General features: G+C 67.3%; 22 protein-coding genes. 9 read left to right on the top strand and 13 right to left on the bottom strand.

Translation table 11 applies throughout. The features are described 5' to 3' along the window. Window positions 1-59: 59 nt before the first annotated feature. The 3 genes from G3M57_RS01275 to G3M57_RS01285 form a co-directional block, all read right to left on the bottom strand. Window positions 60-1,382 (bottom strand): O-antigen ligase family protein, encoded by a 1,323-nt coding sequence (locus G3M57_RS01275; protein WP_056762232.1) that lies wholly within the window; start codon window positions 1,380-1,382, stop codon window positions 60-62. A 174-nt stretch (window positions 1,383-1,556) separates the two neighbouring features. Continuing rightward, entirely contained in the window at window positions 1,557-2,741 is a 1,185-nt protein-coding gene (locus tag G3M57_RS01280) for a glycosyltransferase family 4 protein (protein WP_308424036.1), read from the bottom strand. Between the two features lie 52 nt (window positions 2,742-2,793). Further along, on the bottom strand, window positions 2,794-3,516 hold the full coding sequence (locus G3M57_RS01285) for a WecB/TagA/CpsF family glycosyltransferase (RefSeq protein WP_056762237.1): 723 nt from the start codon (window positions 3,514-3,516) through the stop codon (window positions 2,794-2,796). Window positions 3,517-3,801: 285 nt separating this feature from the next. Between G3M57_RS01285 and G3M57_RS01290 the strand changes: the two genes are divergently transcribed. Beyond that, a complete protein-coding gene (locus G3M57_RS01290) occupies window positions 3,802-3,999 on the top strand; it encodes a hypothetical protein (RefSeq protein WP_156402402.1) in 198 nt (65 codons plus the stop codon). A 48-nt stretch (window positions 4,000-4,047) separates the two neighbouring features. On the opposite strand, the gene G3M57_RS01295 is transcribed toward G3M57_RS01290, so the two are convergent. The 4 genes from G3M57_RS01295 to G3M57_RS01310 form a co-directional block, all read right to left on the bottom strand. Beyond that, the gene (locus G3M57_RS01295) at window positions 4,048-5,304 is read right to left on the bottom strand and encodes an O-antigen ligase family protein (protein WP_163228460.1); all 1,257 of its coding nucleotides are present in this window, start codon (window positions 5,302-5,304) and stop codon (window positions 4,048-4,050) included. Window positions 5,305-5,410: 106 nt separating this feature from the next. Beyond that, window positions 5,411-6,700 carry an outer membrane beta-barrel protein gene (locus tag G3M57_RS01300; protein ID WP_163228461.1) on the bottom strand — a complete coding sequence of 430 codons (1,290 nt, stop codon included), beginning with the start codon at window positions 6,698-6,700 and terminating at the stop codon, window positions 5,411-5,413. 84 nt (window positions 6,701-6,784) lie between these two features. Further along, window positions 6,785-7,261: a hypothetical protein gene (locus G3M57_RS01305; RefSeq protein ID WP_156402404.1), complete on the bottom strand. Its 477-nt coding sequence runs from the start codon at window positions 7,259-7,261 to the stop codon at window positions 6,785-6,787. 191 nt (window positions 7,262-7,452) lie between these two features. Beyond that, on the bottom strand, window positions 7,453-8,034 hold the full coding sequence (locus G3M57_RS01310; protein ID WP_163228462.1) for a hypothetical protein: 582 nt from the start codon (window positions 8,032-8,034) through the stop codon (window positions 7,453-7,455). A 174-nt stretch (window positions 8,035-8,208) separates the two neighbouring features. On the opposite strand from G3M57_RS01310, the gene G3M57_RS01315 reads away from it, so the two are divergent. The 3 genes from G3M57_RS01315 to G3M57_RS01325 all read left to right on the top strand — a co-directional run bounded on the left by G3M57_RS01315 (window position 8,209) and on the right by G3M57_RS01325 (window position 12,320). Beyond that, window positions 8,209-8,835 carry a polysaccharide biosynthesis/export family protein gene (locus tag G3M57_RS01315; RefSeq protein WP_244322589.1) on the top strand — a complete coding sequence of 209 codons (627 nt, stop codon included), beginning with the start codon at window positions 8,209-8,211 and terminating at the stop codon, window positions 8,833-8,835. A gap of 122 nt (window positions 8,836-8,957) precedes the next feature. After that, the gene (locus tag G3M57_RS01320; RefSeq protein ID WP_163228463.1) at window positions 8,958-9,800 is read left to right on the top strand and encodes a metallophosphoesterase family protein; all 843 of its coding nucleotides are present in this window, start codon (window positions 8,958-8,960) and stop codon (window positions 9,798-9,800) included. 90 nt (window positions 9,801-9,890) lie between these two features. Then, entirely contained in the window at window positions 9,891-12,320 is a 2,430-nt protein-coding gene (locus G3M57_RS01325; RefSeq protein WP_230983752.1) for a bifunctional diguanylate cyclase/phosphodiesterase, read from the top strand. A 63-nt stretch (window positions 12,321-12,383) separates the two neighbouring features. Here G3M57_RS01325 and G3M57_RS01330 read toward each other — a convergent pair whose 3' ends face one another. Both G3M57_RS01330 and G3M57_RS01335 read right to left on the bottom strand, forming a co-directional pair. Continuing rightward, entirely contained in the window at window positions 12,384-12,551 is a 168-nt protein-coding gene (locus G3M57_RS01330) for a hypothetical protein (RefSeq protein ID WP_156402406.1), read from the bottom strand. 237 nt (window positions 12,552-12,788) lie between these two features. Then, a complete protein-coding gene (locus tag G3M57_RS01335; protein WP_163228465.1) occupies window positions 12,789-14,333 on the bottom strand; it encodes a helicase HerA-like domain-containing protein in 1,545 nt (514 codons plus the stop codon). A 117-nt stretch (window positions 14,334-14,450) separates the two neighbouring features. On the opposite strand from G3M57_RS01335, the gene G3M57_RS01340 reads away from it, so the two are divergent. The 3 genes from G3M57_RS01340 (at window position 14,451) to G3M57_RS01350 (ending at window position 22,062) form a co-directional block, all read left to right on the top strand. After that, complete coding sequence (locus tag G3M57_RS01340; RefSeq protein WP_056762250.1) at window positions 14,451-15,596, top strand: AI-2E family transporter; 1,146 nt, start codon at window positions 14,451-14,453, stop codon at window positions 15,594-15,596. Window positions 15,597-15,866: 270 nt separating this feature from the next. Next, window positions 15,867-20,702, top strand: a complete 4,836-nt coding sequence (locus G3M57_RS01345; RefSeq protein WP_163228466.1) for an NAD-glutamate dehydrogenase — start codon at window positions 15,867-15,869, stop codon at window positions 20,700-20,702. A 127-nt stretch (window positions 20,703-20,829) separates the two neighbouring features. Beyond that, window positions 20,830-22,062, top strand: a complete 1,233-nt coding sequence (locus tag G3M57_RS01350) for a DUF418 domain-containing protein (RefSeq protein ID WP_163228467.1) — start codon at window positions 20,830-20,832, stop codon at window positions 22,060-22,062. Window positions 22,063-22,072: 10 nt separating this feature from the next. On the opposite strand, the gene G3M57_RS01355 is transcribed toward G3M57_RS01350, so the two are convergent. From G3M57_RS01355 to G3M57_RS01365, 3 genes are all read right to left on the bottom strand, one after another. Further along, entirely contained in the window at window positions 22,073-22,417 is a 345-nt protein-coding gene (locus G3M57_RS01355; protein ID WP_163228468.1) for a hypothetical protein, read from the bottom strand. Further along, on the bottom strand, window positions 22,414-22,878 hold the full coding sequence (locus G3M57_RS01360; RefSeq protein ID WP_163228469.1) for a hypothetical protein: 465 nt from the start codon (window positions 22,876-22,878) through the stop codon (window positions 22,414-22,416). The genes G3M57_RS01355 and G3M57_RS01360 overlap by 4 nt, the downstream gene beginning before the upstream one ends. Window positions 22,879-22,965: 87 nt before the next feature. Further along, window positions 22,966-23,736 carry a dienelactone hydrolase family protein gene (locus tag G3M57_RS01365; RefSeq protein ID WP_163233622.1) on the bottom strand — a complete coding sequence of 257 codons (771 nt, stop codon included), beginning with the start codon at window positions 23,734-23,736 and terminating at the stop codon, window positions 22,966-22,968. A gap of 406 nt (window positions 23,737-24,142) precedes the next feature. Between G3M57_RS01365 and G3M57_RS01370 the strand changes: the two genes are divergently transcribed. Continuing rightward, window positions 24,143-24,793 (top strand): exopolysaccharide biosynthesis polyprenyl glycosylphosphotransferase, encoded by a 651-nt coding sequence (locus tag G3M57_RS01370; protein WP_082564791.1) that lies wholly within the window; start codon window positions 24,143-24,145, stop codon window positions 24,791-24,793. Window positions 24,794-24,801: 8 nt separating this feature from the next. On the opposite strand, the gene G3M57_RS01375 is transcribed toward G3M57_RS01370, so the two are convergent. Continuing rightward, window positions 24,802-25,263: a COG3650 family protein gene (locus G3M57_RS01375; protein WP_163228471.1), complete on the bottom strand. Its 462-nt coding sequence runs from the start codon at window positions 25,261-25,263 to the stop codon at window positions 24,802-24,804. 46 nt (window positions 25,264-25,309) lie between these two features. Between G3M57_RS01375 and G3M57_RS01380 the strand changes: the two genes are divergently transcribed. Continuing rightward, window positions 25,310-26,458, top strand: a complete 1,149-nt coding sequence (locus tag G3M57_RS01380; protein WP_163228472.1) for a DNA cytosine methyltransferase — start codon at window positions 25,310-25,312, stop codon at window positions 26,456-26,458. Window positions 26,459-26,506 lie beyond the last annotated feature (48 nt).

Consider the following 26,506-nt stretch of genomic DNA (forward strand, 5'->3'; position numbering starts at 1 on the left):
GCGATCGGTCCGGTCTCACGGATGCAGAGGAACCGGCGGCCATGGCTTGAGAAGCCGGTTCAAGCACGGGTCGGCGATTTTAGGTGCGCCGACGAAGCGCCGCGCCGTTCGGACGAGGACGGACGCACCGGCTTGGAGGAACGTCGCAAGACCACGCCTGTAAGCGCGATAGTGATCATGAGGAACACCTCGATGATGGTGTCTCGATCGAGCAGACTGGATTCGGTCATGTTATGGCCGGCGCAGAAGACCAGAAGGGCCGCGGGTAGGGCGACTTGGGCGCGCGCGGTCGTGTTGGCGCCCAGCAGCCTGCCCGCGGGCGCCAGTATCGAGGCGACAACGGCCAGGACCAGGCCCGGAATGCCGATCTGCACCAGCAGGTCCAGGTAACCGTTGTGCCCGTTTCCGAGCTGGCTGACCCAGTTTCTCGTGTACTGGTACACCGGACTATCTTCACCGATGTTCCAGAACGACCCATAGCCGGAGCCGGTAAAGGGGTGGTCTTCGGCGAACGCGATCAGGTGCGGCCAGATCTGCACTCGGCCGGTCAGCGCGTCCTTGCGGGAAAAGGGGCCAAGCATCTCGTCCCACCATGTCATCGTACTGAGCATGACGACGATGCTGACGATGGTGAGAACCGGTATCAGAGCGATCCGATACTTGGGATTGAAGCGTAGGGCGATCAGGCCGCAAGCGGCGGCGGTCACCAACATGCCCATCGATGTCTTGGATTGGGTTCGAAAGAGATAGTAGGCGGCCCCGGCGATCACGCCGAGTCGGACGGCCAGCCACATCCGCTGGCCGCCAAACGCGAAGACCAGTATCGTCAGCGCGCAGATCGCACCGGTGAAGTTCTTTTGCGGCAGTAGCCCGCGCCAGTCGCCGACCAGCCCTGCGTCCATCGAGTCGGTGAGGCCATGTATGGCTGACGGCCACACGGCGATTGCGATGTAGTTGGCCACGAGCAGCCCGGCCAGGAAGATCATGGTCGTCTTGATCGTGCGATCGTAGCCGCAGTCGTCAATCACCATGAAGATCGTCCAGATGATGATCGTGGTCAGCAGGAGGCGTCTGGCGCCGATGAGCGGATCGATCGCCCAGGTCAGGCTGATCCAACACCACGCGACCGTCAGCATCAGGGTGATTGGAACGGTCGTCAGCTTGGCGCGCTGCTTTAAGGCTCCGACCGCCCAAATGGTAAGCCCGAACAGAACGATGTAGCTGGATTGGCGGAAGAGGTTGCCGTCGCCGGTCATCTGCCCGCCGCTGGTGATGATCGGCGCGACCACCATCAGGGTCAGGAGTACGAACAGAATATAGACCGACGGGATCAGGAAAGGCCGTGGTCCCGCGCTGCGGCGCCGCTCACCGGTTTCGGCCATGGTCACGCCCTCGTTCCTTTGTTGTATTCAAGGTCCCGCTCGCCTTTGCGCCGTCTTGACGCGAGCCGACTGGCGCGGGCCCCTCTAGAACAGAGGCCGCGCCAAGAGGCAATACGAAGGCGCGTTCGCCCCCTGCAGCGGCGGCGCGACGCTCCAAATCGCAGCGTCCAGAGTTCATGCCCGATCCAGAAGGCCTTCATAGGCTGTGATCATGGTGTCGTAGGCGGCGGCGGCTCCCAGGGCCGCGGCGCGCGATGCGGCGGCGGCGTAATGATCTGGGTCGTCCAGCAGGTGAAGGATCTCCCGCGCCAGCGCCCGGTCGTCGTGCACGCCCGCCACCGCCCCGCAGAGCGCGCCGTCGGGCGCGGAAATGCCCTCGATCTGCACCTGGGCGTCGGACACGACCAGCGGCAAGCCAAGCTTGGCGGCTTCGATCAAGGCCAGGCTATGGCCCTCGAACAGGCTCGGTTGAACGAAGACATCGCCGCCGGCCAAGATGTTCAGCGCTTCCTTTCGAGGGTGGAAACCCAGGAATTCAACCCGTTCGGCGACGCCGAGCTCGCGGGCCAGCGCCTTCAGGGCCGCCTCATCGGGCCCTTCGCCGACGATCCGGATCGTGACGTCGGGCATATGCACCGCAGCGCGGATCAACACCGGATAATTCTTTTGGTAAGCCAGGCGGCCGATCGCGACCACCTGCCGCCCCGCCGCCCGATCCCGGGACCGTTGGCCGGCCAGCCCAGCGATCTGGGCCTCGACCTCAAGCGGCAGGGCGTTCTTGATCGTCAGAAGCTTGGCGCGATAGGCCGCCAGCTTGCCGGCGTGGCTGCGCTGTACTGTTTCGGAAACGCCCACGATGCGCACCACCGCGCCCAGCGATCCGGTCAGGCCGTCGAGCAGGTTGAGGGCCGGATTGTAGGTGTTCGAGGGGGTGTGGTGCGAGGTGACGACGTGCACCGGCCGTCTGGCGAGCAGGGCGGCGATCGGCGCTAAGACATTGGCGGCCGGCAAGGCGGTGAACACCACGTCGGCCTCAAAAGCGTCGAACAGGCGGGCCAGACGATGCGCCATCGCCAGTTTCGCGCCGAACGATGAGGGCTTGCGCTCCAGGGCGTAGGTCCACGGCGTGTTGGGGGCGGTGTTCTGAGCCGTATCGCCAGGATAGAGCGCCGCCAGCATGACAGCGTGGCCTCGCAGCCTTAGGCCCTCGGCGAGGTTGGCCCAAATCTCTTGGGCGCCGCCGGGCGTAGAGTGCGACACTAGGAAGATGGCCCGGTGAGGTGTCGGATTGGCCGCGCGAACCGATGAGGTCGCCGACCCTCCAGCGCCTTCCGTTCTCGTAGCGGAGTCGATCGTCACCAGCGTGGTTCTCTCGAAAGGGTTGCCAAGGGGAGGTTTCGCGCTGTGACGTTCACGGCGTCTTGGCGTTCTCCAGGACTGGCGCGCGATCGGACGTCTGGGTCGCCAGATAGAACAGCGCCGGAAGATTGGTCCTGAAATACCGTCCGCCCAGCCGTAGGGGTTCGTTGATCGTCCGGTGCAGCCACTCCAAGCCGATGACTTGCATCCACTGGGGCGCACGTTTGAACTTGCCCGAATAGTGGTCGAACATTCCGCCGCAGGTCCGAATCCAGCCGATGCCCAAAAGGCGCTCGCGATTCCGATGGGCGAAGGCTTCCTGCAACGGACTGCCAAGCCCGACCCACATCACGTCTGTCTTCAGGGCCACGACCTCCGCGCAGATCTCCGGCTCGTCTGCCTGGGTGAAGTAGCCGTTACGGACGCCGACGATCTCAAGGTCTGGATAGAGGTCGCGGAAATGTTGGGCGGCCTTTTCGGCGACGCCGGGCTTGGCGCCGAGAAAATAGAATTTCAAACCCTCGCGGGCGGCGACTTGCGCGGCGTCGTTGATGAAGTCGGTCGTGGCCACCCGTTCGCGCAGGGGTTCGGCGCAGAGCAGCTGGGTGGCCATCACCAGCGGCATGCCGTCGGCGTCGACGATGTCGGCCGCCAGGATCAGGTCGCGAAACTCGGCGTTGCGGTGGAAATCGGCGATGACCGCGCCGTTCGAAGACACGACGATGCGTGGATAGCCCTTCTTCCCCGCCCGCGCCGCGCGGATGTCTTCGAGCATCACGGCCGCGAGTTCCGCGCGAGTTAGGCGCGTGGTGGGAACTCCGCCCACCAGGAGCGTGCGCAACGTCCCCGACCTATCTGGCATGCAGTTCGCCAATCCTGAACAGACTCAACGCCATGACCTTGGTCGATATCCTTTGCGTCCGCTCGAAGGCCGCATTTTTCTGTTCGGATACGGCTCTGACGCGACATCGCCAAGACAGAGCGGGTGAAATTAAAAGCCTCGTGAGACCAGCACGCCCTAGACGGCGATCCCGGATCTACATGTCCGAAACCTCGCCCCATGCACAAGCGTATCGTGTGGTTTTTTGAGCGTCCTTTTGGTCTCGATCATTTTTTGGCGCCTCAAGACACCCGGCGCGCTTGCGGCGCGCTGGGCGGACCTTGGTTGAATTTTCAAGCTCAAGACTTTGGCCAAGCTTTGCAGGGGCTGGACGTTATTCGCGTCAAGGTCCGCCAAGCAGCGTCCATCAGGTGCTAGATTCCGAAATCAACCCTGCCAGCAAATGGTTAAGCCTTAGCTGCAGAACTAGCTTCGCCATTGGGTGAAGGCGAACTGCAGGCCCAGCAGAAAGGCCCAGGACGCGGCGATAGAGGGGACTTCCAGCGCGTAGTCGGTGATTCCGTGAAGCAGGATCACCGCGCTGGAGGCCACCAGGCCCCGGGCCAGCGTCTTACCGGAGCGCATCTTCGGAACGTGCAGGGCGGAGATCAACGTGATCGCGGCCACTAGGGCGAACATGGGCAAGGACCCGGCGACACCGGCTTCCTCCAACCATTGAATGTAGACGTTGTGAGCGGCCCGGATCGACCACAGAACCGAGTAGTTCTCGGTCGTCAGAGCCTGGCCGTTGACGTCGTTGAACGATCCAAGCCCGTGTCCGAAGATTGGCGAGACCAGGAACGCGCGCCAGTGGGTCGAGAAGATCAGGCCGCGGATCGTGGCGTCGGAATTCAGCTCGTCCACCCGCGTCCACATGGGGATCGACGCGCCACCGACGATCACCAGCGCCGCCGCGGCCAGAAGGATGTCGCGTGGACGAACGGTTATGCGGACCTTGCGCTGGGAGGCGAGGTCCCAGGCCAAGAAGATCAGAATCGACGCGCCAGTGGCGGCCATGCCCATGCGAGAGGCGGTCAGGACCAGGCAGATGGCGATGAAGAGGAGACTTCCGGCCGGCGTGGCGAGCTTGCGCAGCCGGTCGCCTTGATCCAGCCGGGCTGTCCTTCGCAACTGCCGAATGAGAAAGGCGGTGGAGATGACCGCCAGCACGCCAAAGACCGTGGCGCCGCTGTTGGCGCTCAGAAAGCCCCCCGACAGCCGCCCCCGGACCTGAAGGCCCGCCAGGAAGAAGGCGATCGACAAGGCGGCGTAGACGCCGCCCAGCAGGGTAATCCATTCGATGGTCGTGCGGGCCCGCTCACCGCGCGCTCCATGAACACAGCCCACGCCGAAGATGCAAGCCAGGCCACAGAGCTTGACGATCTCAAGCCAGGTCGCCGACCGATTGATCGACAGGACCCCCGGCAGGTCCGCCAACCGCCAAACAGGCGCTGAAGCCGGCGAGGCCGGCAGGTAGAGCGTCAACAAGGCGACGGCCAAAACGGTCGCGAACAGCCCCAGCACAGGCCAGACGAATCCGAGTTCGGCCAGTTCATCCCGGACGCGTGGCCGCGTCAGCACGACGCACAGCGCCAACGCCAACGCCAAGGAGAAGCCCTGGGCCATCGCCGTCTGGTTGGCGCCCGCCGCAAGATGGGTCAGGTAGAGCGCGCCGGGCGTCACGGCCAGGGTCAGCCGCCGCCACCGCGTCTCCGCCGAGGCAGGCGCGCGCGGAATCACAAGGCGTCGGTGGTGACGCCGCGCTTGCCGAGAGGCCATGGCCAGATCGTTAGAGCTGGGTCGTCAGCGAAAGGACGACCCGGTTGACCGTGTAGCTGGGACCGCTGGCGGCTCCATCGGAGGATTGCTTGGTGCGGTAGTAGCGCACGGCAAGGCCGATATTGCGATTGACCAGATAGTTGCCGCCGAGCCCGAACTCGGTGCGGTTGTCTTCGCGGTCGATGCCGTTGTAGTCGTCGTTCGCATGCTTGACGCTGGCGCTCAGGATAACATTGCGCAGCAGTTCATGATCGACGCTCAGGCCAAAGTCGGTGGACAGATAACCGCCCGCGCCGGCGACGCCGGCGTCTTCGATGCCCCGCGATGCGGTGGCCTTTACGGTGGTGAGTTCGGTCGGGAACCACTCGACCTGGGTGCGCGAGCCGAAGCCGTGAATGTCGCCGTACACGGCGTTGTCGAACGATTGGCTGATGTAGCCGACCGCCACTTCGCCGCGGACGACCGCGCCCAGCTCGAAGTTGACGCCGGTGAGCAGCTCATAGCCCTTGGAGTCCCGCGATGGGGTGGCGACGGTGCTGGTATCGTAGTTGCGCTTATTGCCCGTGGCCGCGACGAAGACCGCGGTCGCCGGGCTGACGGCGTAGTCCACGCGGCCCTGCAGACTGGTGTTGACGCGGTCGCGCACGTCCTGCTCGATGACGACGCCGTTCAGGTCGAGACCGTCCTTGTAGTCGTAAGACTGGATGTCGGCGCGGGTCATCAGCTTGGTGCGCCCCACGATCCGGGTGGCCGCCGCATACGCCTGAGCCTGATCATACTTAATGGGCTCGCGTGCCGAAACCGCAGTGTTCGACGAGGTGCGCGGCTCGATCGCCTTGATGTAGTCCGCGCCCGCCGCGATGTTGAACTCGCGCAACACATCAATGCGGCCAGTGCCGCCGATGCTCCAGTTGTTGGCGTTTTCGGTGTGGTACTTCTCATTGCGAACGAAGTCGCCGCGGACGTAAGCGTTCAACTGATGCCGCGACCAGTTGGAATTGAGGGTCGCCGACGGCCGGGCGTGGAACGCCCAGTCGCTGACCGGGCCGTTCTCGACGGCGAAGACGTTGTCGCTGTTTTCGTTGTCGAGCTGAAGGCGTGGAAATACCGCGAATGCGCCAATCGAGGTGCCGAGCGCTTCATACTCAGGGTGCGGCCGGTCCAGAACCGCGACGCTGCGGTCCCGCGCGAACAGATCGGGGGTGCGAGCCTGGGCCGAATCGAGCGCCTGGCCGAACGAGGTCGTCGGACAGGCGCTCGCCGCGACGGCGAGAATGAAACAGGCCTTGGCGGCGTTCATCTTGATGTCAGTCGCCCGCATGCGGCCAAGTCCCTCGTTCCGGTCAGTCACTATTGCACCTTCGATTAGTTTTCTTGTCGGCCGTTAGGCCGCGCGGTAGTCCGAACCACCGCCGCCGCCCGTGCCGCCCGGAGCCGAAATCGGCGGACCGCCGGTAGGGCCGATCGCGCCGGGACCTTCCTGCACCTTGATGGCCGCCTGAACCTTGGCCAGCACCTCGGCGATGGCGGCGGCGATCGCGGGGGTCAGGGTTCCCGCGGCCTGCATGTTGGTCAAGGTAAGCTGCAACGCGCTCACGGCCGTGAGCGGTTCGACGCCGCTGGTGGCGATGGTCTGCTCCAGGGCCGTCACGATGACGGCCTGGGTCGCATCGGCCGGTAGCGACTTCGACTGAGCACTGGCTTCGGCGGCCAGCGCCGCGATCGCCAGGGCCGACGCCAGCGGGCCGGGATCCGGCGTCGGCGCTTGGGCGACAGCGATGAGCGGCGAGACTGCGAAGCCCATCGCCGCGGTGGCCGCCATCGCACGCATCGCGATGGCCACGAATGTATTTCTGTTCATTCCAAAGTCCCCCTAGCCGCGAAGCTCAGTTCGCGGCTCGTCGGCCCACCAGCAAAGGTGGCGCCAATCCCCTCTCGATAGTTGTAAGCCCGACTGCCGCAAAACGTGTAAAATCACGACCTGGGCGTTTACTATAACTTCAAAACCAGCGCAACATCCATGCGCAAGTAGAGAATATGAAGAATAATCGACTATTCTGCCGCTTTTGCGAGCATGCCGTGATCTCTCAGCGCCTCGTTGTGACCTGAGCGCTCGACCAAAGCAGCCGCCCACCGCCCGGCTGGATTGTGGATGGCGCGGACAAGATCGGGCCCGCCACTGTGATAGCGGGCAAAATTCCGCATTTCATCCACCGCCCGCGTTCTCAACGCGGGCGTCATTTCGGACCAGTGTTCGAAAATGAAACGCAGGCGCCAGCGCGTGACGTCCGGACCGAGCGGCGCGGCCCGATAGGATTTGTCGATATAGTCGAGGGCCTGGGCGTCCAGGGTCCGGGTTCCAAGCTGCCGCACATAGGCGCGCCGCAACCAGGCGTTCGCCGCGGCCGGGGCCTGCGCCAGCGCGGCCTGACTTTCCCGGTCGGCCTTGATGGTCTGCGGGTATTGCGCCAGGAGCGCCTGGTCCGCGCGCATCTCGTGGACGGGGGCGAGGTCGGGGCTGATCGTGTTTGGCCACATCAACCCCGCGGTGGTGACCGCCGCGCCGCCCGAAGCCGCAATCGCCAGACCGGCGATGGCGGCCGTTTTCAATGTCCTGCGCGTCATCCACGCCATCCCAGGCCTCTTCGTCGGTCGTTGCGTCGGCATCTGCGTCGCGCAATATTGCTACTCTATTATGATCGCGGGCTGGCGGCGGCGAGCAATTCATATTGCGGGCGCGGCCGTGCAGCCCAGCCCCTTGCTAAAGTCGGGCCTGTCTGCTTTTGAACAAGCTATCGCCACACCGCTATGGTTTCGACGGTCGGAAAGAGGATTTCGATAATGCGGCACTTCTTGCGTCTCTGCGCCATGAGCCTTGTTGTGGCCTTCGGAGGCGTCGCTTGCGCCCAGACACCCGCGGCCCCAGCGGCGACGGTTTCGGCCGCCGCCAGCCCGGACGCCACCGTCCGGACGGTGCCGGAATATCGGCTGGGCGTGGCCGACAAGGTGCGGGTCAATGTTTTCGGCGAGGAAGCGCTCACCGGTGAGTTTCTGGTCGGCGGCGGCGGCAAGGTCTCGCTGCCCTTGATCGGCGAGGTGCAGGCGGCCGGTCTGACGATCTCGCAATTCCAGCAAGAGATCAGCAACGAGCTTCGCAAAGGCTATATCAAGGAGCCGCGCGTCAGCGCCGAGGTCCTGAACTATCGCCCCTTCTACATCCTGGGCGAGGTGAACAAGCCTGGCGAATATCCCTACACTAACAATCTGACCGTCCTGAACGCGGTGGCCACGGCCGAGGGCTTCACCTACCGCGCCAACAAGCGCTCGGTCTTCATCAAGCGCGCCGAGGACCCGGCCGAGCAGTCCTATCCTCTGACGCCCCTGACCAAGGTCGCCCCCGGTGACACCATTCGGATCGGCGAGCGTTATTTCTGAGTTTTCAACATTTTAATTTTGGATCGTTACCCTTGCTCCGCACCAACGTCCCGCCCCGTCACGCGCCTGGTCGCTGTCGGGGCGAGCGCGTCTCGATGGGGTCATGACGAATTGGATAGGGGATGATCGGTAACTGGTTAGCGCGTCGCAAATCGTCGAACGCCGGCCCGATCGCCAGCGTGCCGCCCGACACGCTGGTGTGGACGGTCGGCGACATCCACGGACGGCTCGATCTTCTGCGCCCCCTGCTCAGCGCCGTGCTCGAAGATTTCGCCCGCAGCGCCCAGACGCGCAAGGTGCTGATCTTCCTTGGCGACTATGTGGACCGCGGCCCCGACTCCCAGGGGGTGATCGAGCTGCTGTGCCGTCTGGCCGACGGCGGCCCCGTGGAAACCATCTTCCTGCGCGGCAACCACGAAGACCGGATGGCGGCCTTTCTTGAGGATCCCGGCATCGGCCCGACCTGGTGCGACTATGGCGGGCGCGAGGCGCTTCGGTCGTACGGCGTGACGGCGCCGGCCGATCGTGCCGACAAGGACGCCTGGGCCGTCGCCTCGGCCGACTTCAACGCCGCCGTCAGCGATCGTCACCGAGCCTTTCTGCGTGACCTGAAGCTCAGCGCCAGCGTTGGCGATTATTTCTTCGTGCACGCCGGCGTGCGGCCGGGCGTGCCGCTGGGTCAGCAGTCCAGCCACGACATGATGTGGATCCGGCAGTCCTTCCTGGACGACAGCCGCGCCTTCGAGAAGATCATCGTGCACGGCCACACCCCGACCGACGACATCCAGTCCGACCACCGTCGCATTGGCCTGGACACCGGGGCCTACGCCACGGGCGTGCTGACCGCCGTGCGTCTCGAAGGCGAGGAGCGCGCGGCGCTGCAGACCGCCATGACCGGTTCGGGGGTGGAGCTCTGGCGCAGCGAGATCGAGACGACCAAGGGCGCCAAACGCTCGGCGCGATAACGACAGACAAGGCCGGCGGCCCGTAGCGCAAGCCGAAACCCTTTTTTTGCATCTTGTCCGCTACAGGTTGCCGGTAACGCCCCGGGGGACCTGCGCTTGCTCAAGGTTTTGACCTGCCTGACGACGGAGCATGATCTGCGCCTGGTGGTGGTCGCCGGCGTGATCTGCTTTGCCGCGTGCTTCACGGCCTTTCGCCTCTATTCCCGGATGCGCGGGGCCAGGGGCGTGGTGCGGGCCGCCTGGTTGCTGCTGACCGGATTGGTGTCGGGGTCGGGCGTGTGGGCCACCCACTTTATCGCCATGGTCGCCTACAGCCCCGGCCTGAAAACCGGCTACAGCCCCGCGGGCACCTTGCTGTCGCTGATGATCGCGGTGCTGTTCATGGCCGGCGGTTTCGCGGTGGCTTCGGCCCAGCGCTCGCGCACCAATGACCTTGCTGGCGGCCTGATCCTGGGCGTGGGCGTGGCCGCCATGCATTATACCGGCATGTCCGCCTTCGTGACCCAGGGCTTCGTGCAGTGGGAGCAGGCGACGATCGCCGCCTCGGTGCTGGCCGGCGTCGTCGGGGCGGCGGGCGCCCTGCAGTTGGCGGGACGTGCGCGCAGCTTGCTCAGGCAGCTAGGCGGCGGACTGCTCCTCACGCTGGGGATCTGCGCCCTGCACTTCATCGGCATGGGCGCGATCACCATCGTGCCCGACCCGTCGATCGACGTGCCCGACCAGATGCTGTCGGGCGGCGTGCTGACCCTGGCCGTAAGCTCGATCACCGGCATGATCATCCTGGGCGGCCTGGGCGCGGTGGCCATCGAATCCTCCACCAGCCGCTCGGCCCTGGACCGTATCCGCCGCCTGGCCAACGCCGCCTATGAGGGCATCGTCGTCGTCCAGGACGGCCGCATCAACGACGCCAACGCGGCGTTCTGCCAACTGGTCGGCCTGGAGCTGGACGCCCTGCTGCGCGCGCCGCTGTCGGATCTGCTGACCCTGGACAGCACCGCATCGATCCGCGAGGGCGAGCGGCGCGAGGGCTTGCTGCAACCCGCCGACGGCGGTCGCGCCATTCCGGTCGAAGTGTTCTCGCGCCTGATGGACGACGGCGCCCGACGCGAAACCTCGGGCCTGACCGTGCTGGCGGTGCGAGACCTGCGCGAGCGTCGCTCGGCCGAGGAAAAGATCCGCTACCTGGCCGAGCACGACGGCCTGACCGGCCTGCCCAACCGCAATTCGCTGCAGACCCGCCTGGCCGCGGCCCTGGACCGCGTCGAAGCTTCGGGCGAGAGTCTGTCGCTGATCTGCATCGACCTGGACCATTTCAAGGAAGCCAACGACCTGCACGGCCACTTGGCCGGCGACGCCCTGCTGGTCGAGGCCGCGCGCCGGCTGCAAGACAGCCTGACGGCCCCATCCTTCGCGGCTCGCCTCGGCGGCGACGAGTTCATCGTCGTCCAAGTGGCCGCTGGCGACCAGCCCGCGGCGGCCGCCGAACTGGCCGGCAGGCTGCTGGAGGCCCTGTCGGCGCCGGCCGTCCATGAAGGCCGGGAGCTGGCCATGGGCGCTAGCCTGGGCGTCTCGCTGTTCCCGCACGACGGCCGCACGGCCGAGGCGCTGCTGGCCAACGCCGACATGGCGCTGTATCGCGCCAAGGAAGGCGGCCGCGGCGCCTATCGCTTCTTCAAGCGGGAAATGGACGAGACGATCCGCGAACGCCGAACCTTGGCCCGCGAGCTGCGCCAGGCGATCATCGATGAGGCGCTGGTGGTCCATTACCAGCCGTTGGCCAGGGCCGCCGACGGCGAAGTCTGCGGTTTCGAAGCCCTGGTGCGCTGGAACCATCCGACCCGGGGCATGGTCCCGCCGCTGGAGTTCATCCCCGTCGCCGAGGAGAACGGCCTGATCGCTCAATTGGGCGAGTGGGTCCTGCGCCGGGCTTGCGCGGACGCGGCCAGTTGGGAGCGTCCGCTGCGCATCGCGGTGAACCTGTCGCCGCTGCAGCTGAACCAGCCGAACCTGCCCATACTCGTGCATGAAGTCCTGGTTCAGACCGGCTTGTCCCCCAAGCGATTGGAGCTCGAGGTCACCGAGAGCGCCCTGTTCAAGGACTATCAGCGGGCGCTCGACAATCTGCGCCGGCTCAAGGCCCTGGGCGTGCGGATCGCCATGGACGACTTCGGCACCGGGTTCTCGTCGCTGTCGACCCTGCAGTCGTTCCCGTTCGACAAGATCAAGATCGACAAGAGCTTCGTGGAGAACATCCATCGTCACGACCGCGCGACGGTGATCGTTCGCGCCGTGCTGGGCCTGGGCCGCAGCCTGGACATCCCGTGCGTGGCCGAGGGGGTGGAAACCCAGGAACAGATCGACTTCCTGCGGGGCGAGGACTGCGCCGAACTGCAGGGCTACGCCATCGGCCGGCCGGCTGCGGTCGACACCCTGTCCGCCTGGACCCTGGCGAGCAATGCCGCGGCAAGTCCGCCTTCCGTGGTGGCGGACGAGAAGGCGCGCAGGCGGAAACGCGCCTGATCCTGGAATTGGATCTCAAGCCGCTCCGCGTGGGAAGACCTAAGACGCTCGACGTCGGTTCAATCAGCGGATCAGGACAATGACGCCGAAGATCAGTGCGGCCCACACCGCCAAGCTGAAGGCGGCGCAGACGATCAGGGGCCATCGGATCTTGTACCGAGGCTGAGGCCGCCGAGCCGCCGCCAGAAACGGAGCGGCGTGCGTTTGAACGTTCGAGGGGCCGAACTTCATGCGTTTCCTCCCGCGCCCGGCCTTGATCGAGGGTCTCCGCCTCGCCGAGCCGTGTACGCCTACGGATAAGAGTCCCAGAATAGCTCCGGTGCAAGGCATACACACGCATAGGCAGCGGAAAAATGTGTCAAATCGCGCAATTTTCGCTGAAAGCGGGTCTCGCGCTGGCTAAGTGGGTCCTGATTTGCCAGGCGCCGCCCGAGCGGCGACCGACCCGCTTCAAGCTTGACCTTTGATCTAGCGTCTCCGACTCATCCCCCCCATCAGGCCGCGCATGATCTCGCGTCCGGCCTGATTGGCGATCGTGCGCAGTAACGAGGTGGCGAAGGCCTCGCCCATCGATTGGCGGTTGGAGGCGCGCGGACGCGGCGCGGCGCGAGACTCGCGCGCCTCCTCGCGTTCCCGCACTTTCTCGGCGGCGGCCCGCTGGCGCTCGGCTTCGGCCTGGGCGGCGGCGGTGTCCGCCTGCTGCTGGGCCTGGGCGGCGCGTCCTTGCAGGGTCTCGTAAGCCGAGGCGCGGTCCAGCGAAGTGTCGTAGAGGCCGGCGACCGGGCTCTTGGCGATCAGCGCCGCGCGCTCCTCGGGTGTCAGGGGCCCCAGGCGCGAGGCTGGCGGCCGGATCAGCGTCTTCTGCACGACGCAGGGCGCGCCCTTGGCGTCCAAGGTCGAGATCAGCGCCTCGCCGACCCCCAGGGCCTGAATCGTCTCGGCGGTGTCGAAGGCCGGATTGACCCGGAACGACTGGGCGGCGGCCTTCAGCCCCTTCTGATCGGCCGGGGTGTAAGCCCGCAGGGCGTGCTGCACCCGCGCGCCCAACTGGCCCAGCACCGCGTCGGGAATGTCGGCCGGATTCTGGGTGACGAAATAGATGCCCACGCCCTTGGAGCGGATCAGCCGGACGACCTGCTCGATCTTTTCCAGCAGCGGCTTTTCCGCATCGTTGAACAGCAGATGCGCCTCGTCGAAGAAGAACACCAGCTTGGGCTTTTCGGGATCGCCGACCTCGGGCAGTTCCTCGAACAGCTCCGACAGCAGCCAGAGCAGGAAGGTCGAATAGAGCTTGGGCGACTGGATCAGCTTGTCGGCCGCCAGCAGGTTGACATAGCCGCGGCCGGCCACATCGGTGCGCATCAGGTCGGCCAGCTTCAGGGCCGGCTCGCCGAAGAAGTTCTCGGCCCCCTGGCTCTGCAGGGTCAGCAGCTTGCGCTGGATCGCGCCCACCGTGGCCGGCGAGACGTTGCCGTACTGGGTGCCGATCTCGGCGGCGTGGTCGGCGACATATTTCAGCGCCGCCTGCAGGTCCTTCAGATCCAGCAGCAGCAGGCCGTCCTGGTCGGCGACGTGGAAGACCACGGTCAGCACGCCTTCCTGCACGTCATTCAGTTCGAGCAGTCGCGACAGCAGCAGCGGGCCCATCTCGGAGATGGTGGTGCGAATCGGGTGGCCCTTCTGGCCGAATAGGTCCCAGAACACCACAGGCGGGGCGGACGGCGTCAGGGTCAGCCCCATGGACGCGGCGCGAGCCAGCATCTTGTCGTTGGGGACCCCGATCGCGCCGACGCCCGAGAGGTCGCCCTTCACGTCGGCGGCGAACACCGGCACGCCGGCGTCGGAGAAGGCCTGGGCCATGACCTGCAGGGTGACCGTCTTGCCCGTTCCCGTCGCGCCCGCCACCACGCCGTGACGGTTGGATCGATCGAGACGCTGGGTCACCGGTCCGGCCGCCGCGCCTTCTTGGGCCAGTCCGATAAGGATTTCGCCGTCGCCGATCGTCAGGGTCATACGCAACGTCCTTTTGCCTTGAGAGCTTAAGCCTAGACCCGGCCTTGCGTCGCGCCAATCGCCTCGCGCAATGTGGCGCCAGTCTTTTACAGGCCGTTCGAGAAAGAGATCCCGCCGATGTCCATTCCTGCGTCGATCACCGGCCGCAACGCCCTGGTGTTCCTGGCGGTCATCGCGGGCGGCGCGACGCTGTACTGGATGCGCGGCATCCTCACGCCCCTGGCTATGGCGGTGTTCCTGGCGGTGATGATCGACAGTTTCGCGCGCGTGCTGGTCGAGCGCCTCCCAAGGTTCCCCAGGAACCTGGCCCTGCCGGCCGCCATCTTCCTGTCGATCGCCATGTTCGCGGCCGCGGTCTGGGTGGTCACCGCCAACGGCGCCAGCTTCGTCGGCCAGATCCGCGACTACGCGCCCCGCCTGAACGAGGTGATCGCCAAGGTCGCCTCGCTGGTCGGGATCAAGGTCGCGCCGACGATCGGCGACCTGATCAACCAGCTCAATCCCAGCAAATACGCCGGGGCGGCCGCGCAGAGCCTGCAGAACTTCGCCTCCAACGCCATACTGGTGCTGATCTATCTGGGCTTCATCATCGCCTCGCGGCGGGGGTTCAGTCGCAAGATCGTCGCGCTCTACCCGCATCATGCCGAGCGCGACGGGGCGGTCCAGCTGTTCCAGCGCATCCGCAACGGCGTCGAGCAGTACCTTTGGATCCAGACGGTCACCGGCCTGATGATCGCCGCGGCCGCTTGGGTGGTGATGATGCTGCTGCGCCTGGACAACGCCCTGTTCTGGGCCTTCCTGATCTTCGTGGCCGCCTACATCCCGATCATCGGCGGCGCGGTGGGCTGCATCCTGCCGCCGCTGTTCGCCCTGGTGCAGTTCCCCGACAGCTTCGTGCCGGCCGCGATCCTGTTCCTGGCGCTGCAGGGGATCTTCTTCGTGGTCGGCAACGTCATCTATCCGCGCATGCAGGGCGAAAGCCTGAACATCGACCCGACGGTCGTGCTGCTGTCGCTGGCGGTGTGGGGCGCGCTGTGGGGCGTGACCGGCATGTTCCTGTCCACCCCGCTGACCGTGGCCCTGATGCTGATCATGGCCCAGTTCGACGGGACGCGCTGGATCGCCATCCTGCTGTCGGAGGACGGCGATCCCAGCGGCTCGGGCCTGGACCGCAAACCGCCGGGCGGGCCGGCCAAGGCCCCGCCGGAGAAAAAAATCGGCGCGGCGCCGACTTCGCGACAGAAGTCGACCAAGGGGGCTTAACATCCCGAATGACCTTCCTATCTAGGTCCTGTCGGCAGCCCCCCATGCCGACCCCGCGCGACGCAGACCGATTTTCTGGAGCGTCCAATGCGGACTCGCCCGCCTCCCCCCCGGCGGGCCCGCGCCGCCGGTTCCCCCCAACCGGCGGCGCTTCCGCGTCCGCGGCCGGTGGGAGATCCTTCGGTAAGATATTCTGTGCTTTTCCCGAGCTACGGTTGAAACCGGGCCCGAAAGGGCTAGGTTGTCGCCAAAAATTCGCGAGGAAATCCCATGGTCGGTGAAAAACTTGACCCCAAGGCGACCGCCGCTCAGCCGGAAGGCTTGATCCGGGTCTTCGGCGCGGCGCTGGGGCAGGAGGCGCTGACCGAGGCGCAGACCCGGTTCGCCGCCCAGGTCCAGGAGGACTGGTCGGCCGAGGAGCTGCCGGGCTTCGATCCGGCCGACGTCGCCCACGCCCTGACGGAATTCTGGACCTTCGGCGAGACGGCGACGGATCCGCTGTCCATCCGCGTCCGCCCCGCGCGCCGGGCCGACGGGACCGACCTGAAGAGCGACCTGCTGGAAATCGTCCAGCCCGACCGCCCGTTCCTGGTCGACAGCATCATGGGCGCCGTCGCCGAGCACGGCTTTTCGGTTCGGGCCATGTTCCACCCGGTGATCGACACCCCTGCCGGCCGGCGGTCGATGATCCAGGTCTATCTGGCCCCGGTGGGCGAGGACCGCGAGGCCGCCCTGGTCGGCGCCGTTCGCGAGGCCCTGGCCGACGTCCAGCTGGCGGTCGACGACTTCGACGCCATGAAGGCCCTGATCCGCCGCTCGATCGAAGAGCTGCGCGCTTCGACGGCCCCGATCCCCGAAGGCGAGCGCGACGAGGGCCTGGCCTTCCTCGACTGGCTGGAGGGCGATCGCTTCGTGTTCCTGGGGGCGCGGGTCTACGACTATCCCCGTACGGCCGAGGGCGGCTATGCGGCCGAGGAGCCGCTGTACCAGCCCGAGGGCAGCCTGGGCGTGCTGCGCGACCAGACCCTGACGGTGCTGCGGCGGGGCAGCGAGCCGGCGATTCTGTCGCCCCAGGTCCGCGACCACCTGCTGCTGGGCGCCCCCCTGGTGGTGGCCAAGTCCAACCTGCGCTCAAAGGTCCATCGCCGCGGCTACATGGACTATGTGGGCGTGCGCCGGTACGGCGCCGACGGCAAGCCGTCGGGCGAGGTCCGGTTCGTGGGCCTGTTCACCGCCGAAGCCTACGAGACGCCCGCCCACGAGGTGCCGGTGATCCGCCGCAAGGTCGAGCACGTGCTCAAGGAGGCCGGCAAGGATCCTGAAGGCCACAGCGGCAAGCGCCTGCGCAACATTCTGGAGACCTGGCCGCGCGACGAGCTGTTCCAGATTTCCGAGGACGAGCTGCTGTCGATGGCCATGGGGGTGCTGCACCTCTACGACCGCCCTCGGGTGCGGCTGTTCGCCCGCAAGGACCCGTTCGACCGCTTCGTCTCGGTGCTGATGTTCGTGCCGCGTGAGCGCTACGACAGCGGCGTGCGCGAGCGGGCCGGCAAGATCCTGGCCGCGGCCTTCGATGGCCGGGTCAGCGCCTACTATCCGAGCTTCTCCGACGCGCCCCTGGCCCGCGTGCACTACGTCCTGGGCGTGACGCCGGGCAAGCACGGCGATCCGGACCTGGCGACGCTGGAAGCCGCCGTGGCTGAGACCGCCCGCACCTGGGACGACCGCTTCGAGGCCGCCGTGCGCGACGGCGGTGCGCCCGGGCGGGTCGTGGAAACCCTGGCTCGCTGGCAGAACGCCTTTCCGCCCGGCTATCGCGACCAGTACGACGCGGCCGAGGCCCTGGCCGACCTGGCCGTGGTCGACGACCTGGGCGCCGACGAGGCGGTGCGGGTCCGCGCCTTCCGCCTGGCCGACGACGACAAGCTGACCTTCCGCTTCAAGCTCTATCGCCCCGGCGCCGCCGCGCCCCTCGCCGACGTGTTGCCGATCCTCGAGCACATGGGCCTGAAGGCGCTGATCGAGGACGGGTTCAAGCTGACGCCGGCCGGCGACGCCCACGCCAAGGTCTGGGTCCACGAGTTCACCCTGCGCGACGAGCGCGGCGAGCACCTGTCGTTCGACGACGTCAAGGCCGCCTTCGAGGCCGCCTTCGTCGCCATCTGGACGGGCCGCGCCGAGAGCGACGGCTTCAATCGGCTGGTGCTGGAACTGGGCGTCGGCTGGCGCGAGGCCGCCCTGGTCCGCGCCCTGGCCCGCTATCGCCAGCAGACGGGCCTGGATCCCAGCCAGGGCGTACAGGAGCAGGCCCTGTCGGACAACCCGGGCGTCACTCGCCTGATCCTCGACCTGTTTCGCATCAAGTTCGACCCGGCCGTGCACGCCGACCTCGCCGCTCGCCGCGAGCAGGCCAAGGCGGTGGAGGCCAGCATCAACGAGGCCCTGCAGGCGGTCGAGAGCCTGGACGCCGACCGGGTCCTGCGCCGCATCGCCGCCCTGATCGGCGCCACCCAGCGGACCAACTTCTTCCAGCTCGGCCCCGACGGCGAGCCCAAGCCCTACATCAGCTACAAGATCGCCTCGCGCGAGCTGGAGGACCTGCCGGCCCCCAAGCCCTATCGCGAGATCTACGTCTCGGCCCCGCATGTCGAGGGCGTGCACCTGCGGTTCGGGCCGGTCGCGCGGGGCGGCCTGCGCTGGTCTGATCGCCGCGACGACTTCCGCACCGAGGTGCTGGGCCTGGTCAAGGCCCAGCAGGTCAAGAACGCGGTCATCGTGCCGGTCGGCTCCAAGGGCGGCTTCTATCCGAAGAACCTGCCGCGCGGCGGCGACCGCGACGCCATCCAGGCCGAGGCGATCCGCGCCTACAAGACCTTCCTGTCGGGCCTGCTGGACATCACCGACAACATCGACGCCGACAACCGGATCGTGCCGCCGGCCGGGGTGGTCGTCCATGACGCCGAAGATCCCTACCTGGTCGTCGCGGCCGACAAGGGTACGGCCACCTTCTCCGACATCGCCAATGGCGTGGCCGAGGACTACGGGTTCTGGCTGGGCGACGCCTTCGCCTCGGGCGGCTCGGTCGGCTACGATCACAAGGTGATGGGCATCACCGCCCGCGGCGCCTGGGAAGCGGTCAAGCGCCACTTCCGCGAGCTGGGCAAGGACATCCAGACCGAGCCGTTCACCGCCGTCGGCGTCGGCGACATGAGCGGCGACGTGTTCGGCAACGGCATGCTGCTGTCCAAGCAGACCCGCCTGCTGGCCGCCTTCGACCATCGCCACATCTTCCTGGATCCCGATCCGGATCCGGCCAAGTCGTGGGCCGAGCGCGACCGGATGTTCAAGCTGCCGCGCTCGTCCTGGGACGACTACGACAAGAGCCTGATCTCCAAGGGCGGCGGGGTCTTCGCCCGCTCGCTCAAGACCATCCCGCTGTCGCCGGAGGTGCGGGCCCTGTTCGAGATCAAGGCCGAGACGGTCACCCCGGCCGAGCTGCTGACCGCGATCCTCAAGTCCAAGGCCGAGCTGCTCTATCTCGGCGGCATCGGCACCTATGTGAAGGCCAGGGGCGAAAGCCAGGCCGAGGCCGGCGACAAGGCCAACGACGCCATCCGCGTCAACGGCGCCGACCTGCGGGTCAAGGTGGTGGGCGAGGGCGCCAACCTGGGCCTGACCCAGGCGGGGCGCATCGAGTTCGCGCAACTGGGCGGCCGCCTGAACACCGACGCCATCGACAACTCGGCCGGCGTCGACAGCTCCGACCACGAGGTCAATATCAAGATCCTGACCGGGATCCTGGAGCGCGGCGGCAAGTTGGACCGCGACGCCCGCAACCGGCTGCTGCCGACCATGACCGACGACGTGGCCGGCCACGTGCTGGCCGACAACTACGACCAGACCCTGGCCCTGTCGCTGATGGAGAGCGATGCGGTCTCCGAGGTCGAGTCCCATGCCCGGTTCATGGCCGAGCTGGAGGCCAAGGGGCGGCTGGACCGCAAGGTCGAGGGCCTGCCGGAGGCGGCGGCGCTGACCGAACGCGCCCAGGCCGGCAAGGGCCTGACCCGGCCGGAAATGGCGGTGCTGCTGGCCTATGGCAAGATCGACCTGTTCGACGACATCGTCGCCTCCCAGGCGCCGGACGATCCCTGGTTCGAGGCGACGCTGAAGGGCTACTTCCCGCCGGCCCTTAGCCAATACGGCGACGCCATGCAGCAGCATCGCCTGAGGCGCGAGATCATCGCCACGGTGCTCGACAACCAGATGATCAACATGTGCGGCCCGACGTTCCCGAGCCGTCTGCGCGCCGCGGCGGCCTGCGACACCACGGCCCTGGTCATCGCCTTCGCCGCGGCGCGGGAGATCCTCGGCGTCGACGCCCTGTGGGACCAGGTCTCGGCCCTGGACGGCAAGGCCTCGGCCGGCGGTCAGCTGGCTCTGTACAAGGCCCTGGCCTACGCCCTGCGCAGCCTGACCTTCTGGCTGGCCCGACGGGCGTTCAAGGACAAGTCGACGGTCAAGGCGCCGGTCGAGGCCTATGGGCCGTCGGTCAAGGCGTTGTCAGCCCTGGGGACCACGATCCTCTCGCCGTTCGAACAGAAGGCGGCCGCCAAGCGAGCTAAGGCCTATGTGGCCGACGGCGCGCCGGAGGCCTTGGCCCAGGCGGTCGCCGCGCTGCAGCCCATGACCACGGCGGCCGACCTGGTCGACCTGGGCAACGCCTCCAGCTGGCCGGTGCAAAACGTGGCTCGCCTCTACCATCAGGTCGGCGCGGCGTTCGGCTTCGACCGTCTGCGCTCGGCGGCCGGTTCGTTCGTGGGCGGCGACGCCTTCGAGCGCCTGGCCGTGCGCCGGCTGATCGAGGACATGCTCGCCGAGCAGACGGCGATCACCCAGGCGGTGCTGAAGTTCGCCGCCAACGCCCAGGCCGGCGACGACGAGGCCTCGGCTAAGGCGGCGGTCAGCTCATGGGGCGCCCTGCGCGCCGAAACCGTCCGGGCCGCCAAGCGGACGGTCGAGGACATCGAGCAGGCCGGCGGCGGCTGGACCTTCGCCAAGCTGACGATCGCCAATGCGGCTCTGAGAGGCCTGGCGACGGCGGGCTGACGTCAGGCGACGGGGCCATGCGCGTGGCGTGTCCCCGATACGGCCCGCCTAACCCAGGGTTGTCGTTCGCGCGGAGACGGTCCAGGATCGCATCGGTCGGCGCAAGCGTGGCGTTTCGGGGGCATGGATGGTCAAGGATCGTATCGTTCTGCTGGACTCCTTGCGGGGCCTGGCGGTGCTGGGCATCCTCCTGTGCAACATCCCGATCTCGGCCGAGCCCCACGCCGTGGCCACCAGCCTGACCCTGTGGCCGCTCGGCATGGCCCCGGCCTCCGTCGCCGTCTGGTGGGTCACCCAGGTCTTCTTCCAGCAGAAGTTCTATTCGATGTTCGCCATGCTGTTCGGCGCCTCGATCCTGCTGGTGGGCGGCGAGGGCGGGGCGGGGCCGGACGCCGGCGAGCGCCGGAGGATCCTGATCCTGCGCCTGGTCAGCCTGTTGGCCATCGGCCTCTTCCACGGGCTGGTGATCTGGCAGGGCGATGTGCTCAACACCTATGCGATCGTCGGACTTCTGGCGATGTGGGCCCGTTCGTGGTCGGCCAAGCGCCTGCTGCAGGCGGGGATTGGTCTGCACCTGGCGCTCTCGGCCTGGGGCGCCTGGAACCTGTTCAAGCATGCGGCCCAGGGCGGCGGCGACCCACCGCCGGCCGCCATGGCCAAGTTCCTGGCCCAGGTCCATGCGGACAGCGCCCAGTACGCCGGAAGCTTCGCCCAGTCCTTCGTCCAGAACGCCAAGGACTATTGGGACTACGTGTTCGGCTCCTTCACCCAGTGGCCTCCGGCCTGGCCGCTGCTGGTGCTGTCGCTGATGCTGATCGGCATGGGCCTCTACAAGCTGGGCGTCCTGAGCGGCAAGGCTTCGACGGGGGTGTATCAAGGGCTGATCGCCGCCGGCCTGGGCGCCCTGGCGATCGTCGCCATGGCCGAGACGACCTACATGCTGCTGCCCAGCCATCCCTGGCCGTCTCGTGCTCTGGCCCGCTGGCTGCAGAGCGCCACGGCCCCCGTGGTCAGCCTGAGCTATGTGGGGCTGATGGTGATGGCCGCGCGCACTCGGTTCTGGATGGCGATCCCGGCGGTGCTGGCGCCGGTGGGGCAGATGGCCTTCACCAACTATCTGACCCAGTCGATCCTAATGACGGTGCTGCTCTACGGCGGTCGTGGTCCGGCGCTGTACGGCAAGGTCGACCGCCCGTTCCTGGCCGTGGCCGTGGCCGTGATCTGGCTGCTGCAGGTCCTGTGGTCGCGCTGGTGGATGGCCCGCTTCACCATGGGGCCGCTGGAGTGGCTGTGGCGGCTGGCCTATCGCGGCCCCATGCCGCTGCGCCGCGAGCACCGTACGGCGCCGATCGCGGCGTGAACCAGGGCGATCAGTGCGCCGGCTTGGCGTTGAGGAAGGTGTCCAGCGCCGTATTGATCACGGCCAGGGTCACCGCGTCGCGCAGCCGCTGGGCCTCGGCCTGGCTCACCCCGGCGGCGGTGTAGCCGGCGATCTCGGTCAGGTCGGTCTCGCCCTGCACCAGGTTCCTGAACTCGGCCTGGCTCAGCTGGCCGGCCGCCAGCAGCCCGGTCCAGAGCGCCAGGTTGGCCTTGGCCTTGTCGAGGGCGTCCTGGGCCAGGGCCTTCACCTGGTCGGAATAGCCCTCGAAGCTGTCCTTACCCAGCACCGAGAGGTTGGCCTTGGCGGCCGCCAGGAAGTCGTCGAACTGGCTCATGACGCGCCGCCTTCCTCGATCTGGCCGCAGGCCATGGCCTGCCGCTTGTTGGCCTCCAGGCAGAGGATGTAGTCGAACGCCCGGCCGATCTGGATCTTCTTCTGGTCGCGAAAGGCCGGGCTCAGCGCGCCCTGGCTGCGCCACAGCGCGATCGCGCCGCCATAGAGCGCCCGGCCGGGGTCGCGCAGCACGGCCCACTGCCGCGCCGAGAAGGTATTGAGCGGATCGGCCGCCGCGGCGCTGGCCGCCGCGTCGATCCGGGCGGTCAGGGCGTCCACCTCGGCGGCGTGGTTGGCGTAGGGGTCTGCGGCCACGTCCAGCAGCGATAGGGTCTGGGCCTTCAGGCTGGCGGCGGTGACCTGGGCGGCGGGGTTGGGCGGCGGCGCCACCGGCGCGCAGGCGACGGGCGCCAGGACGAGGGTCAGGGCGAGCGCGGCTCGCGCGAACAGCGCCAGCTTCATGGAAGGCCTCCCGCTAGGTGGCGCGACCCTGGCATACAAATCCGAGGCGCACAATCTTCACGGGAGCGATGCGCGTCAAGGGCGAGTTCAGCCGGCGACCGCCACCGCCAGGGCCTGGGCGAAATAGTCCTGCGTTCGGGCGAAGAGGTCAGGTCGGTACCGGGCGCGCGGATCGTTGGCGCGATCGTCGTCGAAGGCGTGGGTGGCGTCCGGATAGAAGGCGGTATCGACCGCCAGGCCGTCGCGCTTGAGGCGTTCGAGCGCCTTCTGCGGATATTTCCAGCCGACCACCTGATCCTTGCCCGCCACCACGGAGAACACCTTGAGGTCCCCGGTCCCTTGGAGGTCGCCCCACCCCTGGCTGGACGTCAGGGACGGATAGGCCGCGTACGGATAGACCAGCAAGGCGCCCTTGACCCGGGCGCGCAGCTTCAGCGGATCGGCGTCGACGACGCCGGTGGCCCGGGCGGCGTTAGGGCCGATCGCATAGCCGTCCATGATCGCCCAGCCGCCATGACTCCAGCCGGCCAGGAACACGCGCTCGGCGTCGGCCCAAGGCTGGTCCTCCAGCCAAGCCAGCATGGCGAAGATGTCGGCCGATCGCTCGAGGCCTCGAAGCGCGGTTCCCGTGCAGACTGTCAGCTTGGCGCGCAAGGGTGAGATCCCCCGGGGCGCGAAGCTGTCGACCACCACCGCCGCCCAGCCGGCCTCGACCGCGACCCGGGCGTAGACCTCCAGGAACGGCGTCTTGCCGCCGCAGCCGTGCAGGATCAGCGCCACCGGGAAGGGGCCTGGTCCCGAAGGTCTGAAGACCTTCGACGCGCCGGCCACCCTGGCTCCCCACTCCCCAGATCTCATGGTGGCGCTAAGCATCACGGTTCCCGTCCACAGCGAGCAGCATGAAATTTTCAATACGGGGCTGCACGGCCCAATTCGAGACACTAGTTTGGTGTCTCAAGAATCTGGTCCGTTCGGGGAAGCGACGAACGAGTGTCAAAACGATCTGACGTTGTGACGAAAAAATATGCCGTGCCTGTCGTTTGAACAACCAGATCGCAAAAAAGAGCTTTCGCGTGTTCCCTTATGGCTTCTGGATTGTTAATGGGATCTCATTGTGGACCAAGAAACAATCTCAACAAAGCTCTCGAACAAGCCGCCGTTCGCAATGGCTGAGCTTGGAAAGTTGAGTGGCGTGACCCTTGCTAGGGACGATTCCGAGGGCGTTATTCCATCGGCCCGGCACGAAGGACGGATGAGGTCTGATATGGAACAGGGGTACGCCATTACGGGTCTGGAGCAGCCGCGCGCGTCTCGCACGGGCCCCGCCTATAGCCTTCAGAAGCGTTTCCTCGACCTCGCCGGTTCTCTGGGGCTGCTGATCTTCCTGGCCCCGACGCTTCTGCTGATCGCGCTGGCCGTCAAGCTCGACAGCCGCGGGCCGGTCCTGTTCGTGCAAAGACGGACGGGTCTGAACGGCGTGCCGTTCCGCGTCTACAAGTTCCGCTCGATGACGGTCGCCGACGACGGCGATGTCGTCAAGCAGGCCACCCGCAACGACAGCCGGGTCACCCGGGTGGGCCGTTTCCTGCGCCGGTCCAGCCTCGACGAACTGCCGCAACTCCTCAATGTGCTGAAAGGGGACATGTCGCTGGTCGGCCCGCGCCCTCACGCCCTGGCTCACGACGAATATTACGGCGCCCACATCGCCGACTATCACAAGCGCTTCCGCACCCGCCCGGGCATCACCGGCCTGTCGCAGGTCAAGGGTTTCCGCGGCGAGACCGAGACGGTCGCCGACATGGAGCAACGCATCCGGTTCGACAACCACTACATCGAGAGCTGGTCGATCCTGCAGGACATCTGGATCCTGGTCTCGACCGCCGTCGTGGTGCCGCTGCAGCGCACGGCCTACTGAGGTCCAGGCTAGGTCGGCGGTTCTTCCGGCCTGGCGGCGCATCCCCTTAACGTCAGACCGTTGAGCATGACCTCGGCGCGATAGCCGTATCGACGGTCCGACATCCCGTCCGAACAGGGCTCGGCGCGCAGCTTGAGCACCAGGGGGCCGGCGCGCCACACGCCGGCCCCCTCCTCGACCTTGACGCCTGGATTGTCGGCGCGGACCTCGGCCTCGCCCGCGCGCGTCAGGCTCAGTCCGTCCGGGCCGATCCGGCCGCCCCAGAACGGCTCGGTCCCGACCAGCTCGAAGTCGCCGGTAAAGTCCGGTCCCGGCGCCGTCGAAGCCGGGGCGTCGGCCGGCGCGGTCGACGCGCCCTCCGACGCGCCCATGGGCGCCTCCCCACAGGCCGTGAGGCAGGCCGCGAGCGTGGCGGCGAGGCCCAGGACCGGGGGAAGGGCCACGCGCCCGGGGAACGTGAAACGGAGCATGGCGGCGCTATCCTCGCAGGGGCGGCTCACGCTAGACTCATAGGCGATGAATCGGAACGCCGCGCCTGGTCCTGTCTTCTACGAATTCTTCGCTGGCGGCGGGATGGCGCGCCTGGGGCTGGGCGAGGCCTGGACCTGCGCGTTCGCCAACGACTTCGACCCGGTCAAGGCCGCGACCTACCGCGCCAACTTCGCCGACGCGGGCGCCGCCAACGGCGAGGGCCATTTCCACCAGGGCGACGTCTGGAAGATCGCGCCGGCCGACCTGCCGGGACAGGCCGACCTGGCCTGGGCTTCCAGCCCCTGCCAGGACTTCAGCCTGGCCGGCGCCCGGGCCGGCCTGCAGGGCGGACGCTCCTCGGCCTTCTTCGGGTTCTGGAAGCTGATGGAGGCGCTCTCCGCCGAAGGGCGCGGCCCCGACACGGTGGTGGTCGAGAACGTGGTGGGCCTGCTGACCTCGCACGGCGGCGCCGACTTCACCGCCCTGTGCCGGGCCCTGGCCGAGCAGGGCTACCGCTTCGGCGCCCTGGAGATCGACGCCGCCCGCTTCGTCCCCCAATCGCGGCCGCGGGTGTTCGTGATCGCCACCCGCTTGCCGGTGGACGGGCTGTCCGGTTCCAGTCCGTTCCAGACCCGCGCCGTGCGCGACGCCCACGCCCGTCTGCCGGCCGACCTGACCGCCGCCTGGATCTGGTGGAGTCTTGCCGCGCCGCCAGCCCGCAACACCGATCTTTCGGCCCTGCTCGAACCTGATGACCAGGTCGCCTGGCGGTCGGACGCCGCGACCGCCGCCCTGCTGGACCTGATGGCCCCCGCCCACCGCGCCGCCGTCCAGGTTCGGGTCCAGAGCGGCGAGCGGGCGGTCGGCGCGGTCTTTCGGCGGATGCGCGGCGGCGAACAGCGGGCCGAGGTGCGGTTCGACGGCCTGGCCGGCTGTCTGCGCACCCCGCGCGGCGGCTCGTCCCGCCAGACCCTGCTGGTGATCGACAGGGGGCAGGTGCGCTCGCGCCTGCTTAGCGCGCGCGAGGGGGCCCGGTTGATGGGCCTGGCTGACGCCTACCGCCTGCCCCGCAGCGCCACGGCTGGCCTGCATGTGATCGGCGACGGCGTGGCCGCCCCGGTGGTGCGCTGGCTGGCCGACGGCTTGCTGACTCCGCTGGCCTTCAGGAAAACTGCGCCGCTGGCCGCCGAATGAGCCGCTGACACGCCAGAACCCCCGGCCTAAGGTGAATTGAATCCAGGC

This window comes from Caulobacter rhizosphaerae (genome assembly GCF_010977555.1).
GTDB classification, from domain to species: domain Bacteria; phylum Pseudomonadota; class Alphaproteobacteria; order Caulobacterales; family Caulobacteraceae; genus Caulobacter; species Caulobacter rhizosphaerae.

Excerpts from the sequence above, each read along its gene's own strand:
- G3M57_RS01310 (WP_163228462.1), bottom strand. The coding sequence starts at position 8,034 with ATGGCGTGGATGACGCGCAGGACATTGAAAACGGCCGCCATCGCCGGT.
- G3M57_RS01340 (WP_056762250.1), top strand. The coding sequence starts at position 14,451 with ATGTCCATTCCTGCGTCGATCACCGGCCGCAACGCCCTGGTGTTCCTG.
- G3M57_RS01335 (WP_163228465.1), bottom strand. The coding sequence starts at position 14,333 with ATGACCCTGACGATCGGCGACGGCGAAATCCTTATCGGACTGGCCCAA.
- G3M57_RS01285 (WP_056762237.1), bottom strand. The coding sequence starts at position 3,516 with ATGCTCGAAGACATCCGCGCGGCGCGGGCGGGGAAGAAGGGCTATCCA.
- G3M57_RS01380 (WP_163228472.1), top strand. The coding sequence starts at position 25,310 with ATGAATCGGAACGCCGCGCCTGGTCCTGTCTTCTACGAATTCTTCGCT.
- G3M57_RS01345 (WP_163228466.1), top strand. The coding sequence starts at position 15,867 with ATGGTCGGTGAAAAACTTGACCCCAAGGCGACCGCCGCTCAGCCGGAA.
- G3M57_RS01290 (WP_156402402.1), top strand. The coding sequence starts at position 3,802 with ATGCACAAGCGTATCGTGTGGTTTTTTGAGCGTCCTTTTGGTCTCGAT.
- G3M57_RS01350 (WP_163228467.1), top strand. The coding sequence starts at position 20,830 with ATGGTCAAGGATCGTATCGTTCTGCTGGACTCCTTGCGGGGCCTGGCG.
- G3M57_RS01355 (WP_163228468.1), bottom strand. The coding sequence starts at position 22,417 with ATGAGCCAGTTCGACGACTTCCTGGCGGCCGCCAAGGCCAACCTCTCG.
- G3M57_RS01370 (WP_082564791.1), top strand. The coding sequence starts at position 24,143 with ATGGAACAGGGGTACGCCATTACGGGTCTGGAGCAGCCGCGCGCGTCT.
- G3M57_RS01360 (WP_163228469.1), bottom strand. The coding sequence starts at position 22,878 with ATGAAGCTGGCGCTGTTCGCGCGAGCCGCGCTCGCCCTGACCCTCGTC.
- G3M57_RS01315 (WP_244322589.1), top strand. The coding sequence starts at position 8,209 with ATGGTTTCGACGGTCGGAAAGAGGATTTCGATAATGCGGCACTTCTTG.
- G3M57_RS01305 (WP_156402404.1), bottom strand. The coding sequence starts at position 7,261 with ATGAACAGAAATACATTCGTGGCCATCGCGATGCGTGCGATGGCGGCC.
- G3M57_RS01320 (WP_163228463.1), top strand. The coding sequence starts at position 8,958 with ATGATCGGTAACTGGTTAGCGCGTCGCAAATCGTCGAACGCCGGCCCG.
- G3M57_RS01300 (WP_163228461.1), bottom strand. The coding sequence starts at position 6,700 with ATGAACGCCGCCAAGGCCTGTTTCATTCTCGCCGTCGCGGCGAGCGCC.
- G3M57_RS01330 (WP_156402406.1), bottom strand. The coding sequence starts at position 12,551 with ATGAAGTTCGGCCCCTCGAACGTTCAAACGCACGCCGCTCCGTTTCTG.
- G3M57_RS01365 (WP_163233622.1), bottom strand. The coding sequence starts at position 23,736 with ATGAGATCTGGGGAGTGGGGAGCCAGGGTGGCCGGCGCGTCGAAGGTC.
- G3M57_RS01375 (WP_163228471.1), bottom strand. The coding sequence starts at position 25,263 with ATGCTCCGTTTCACGTTCCCCGGGCGCGTGGCCCTTCCCCCGGTCCTG.
- G3M57_RS01275 (WP_056762232.1), bottom strand. The coding sequence starts at position 1,382 with ATGGCCGAAACCGGTGAGCGGCGCCGCAGCGCGGGACCACGGCCTTTC.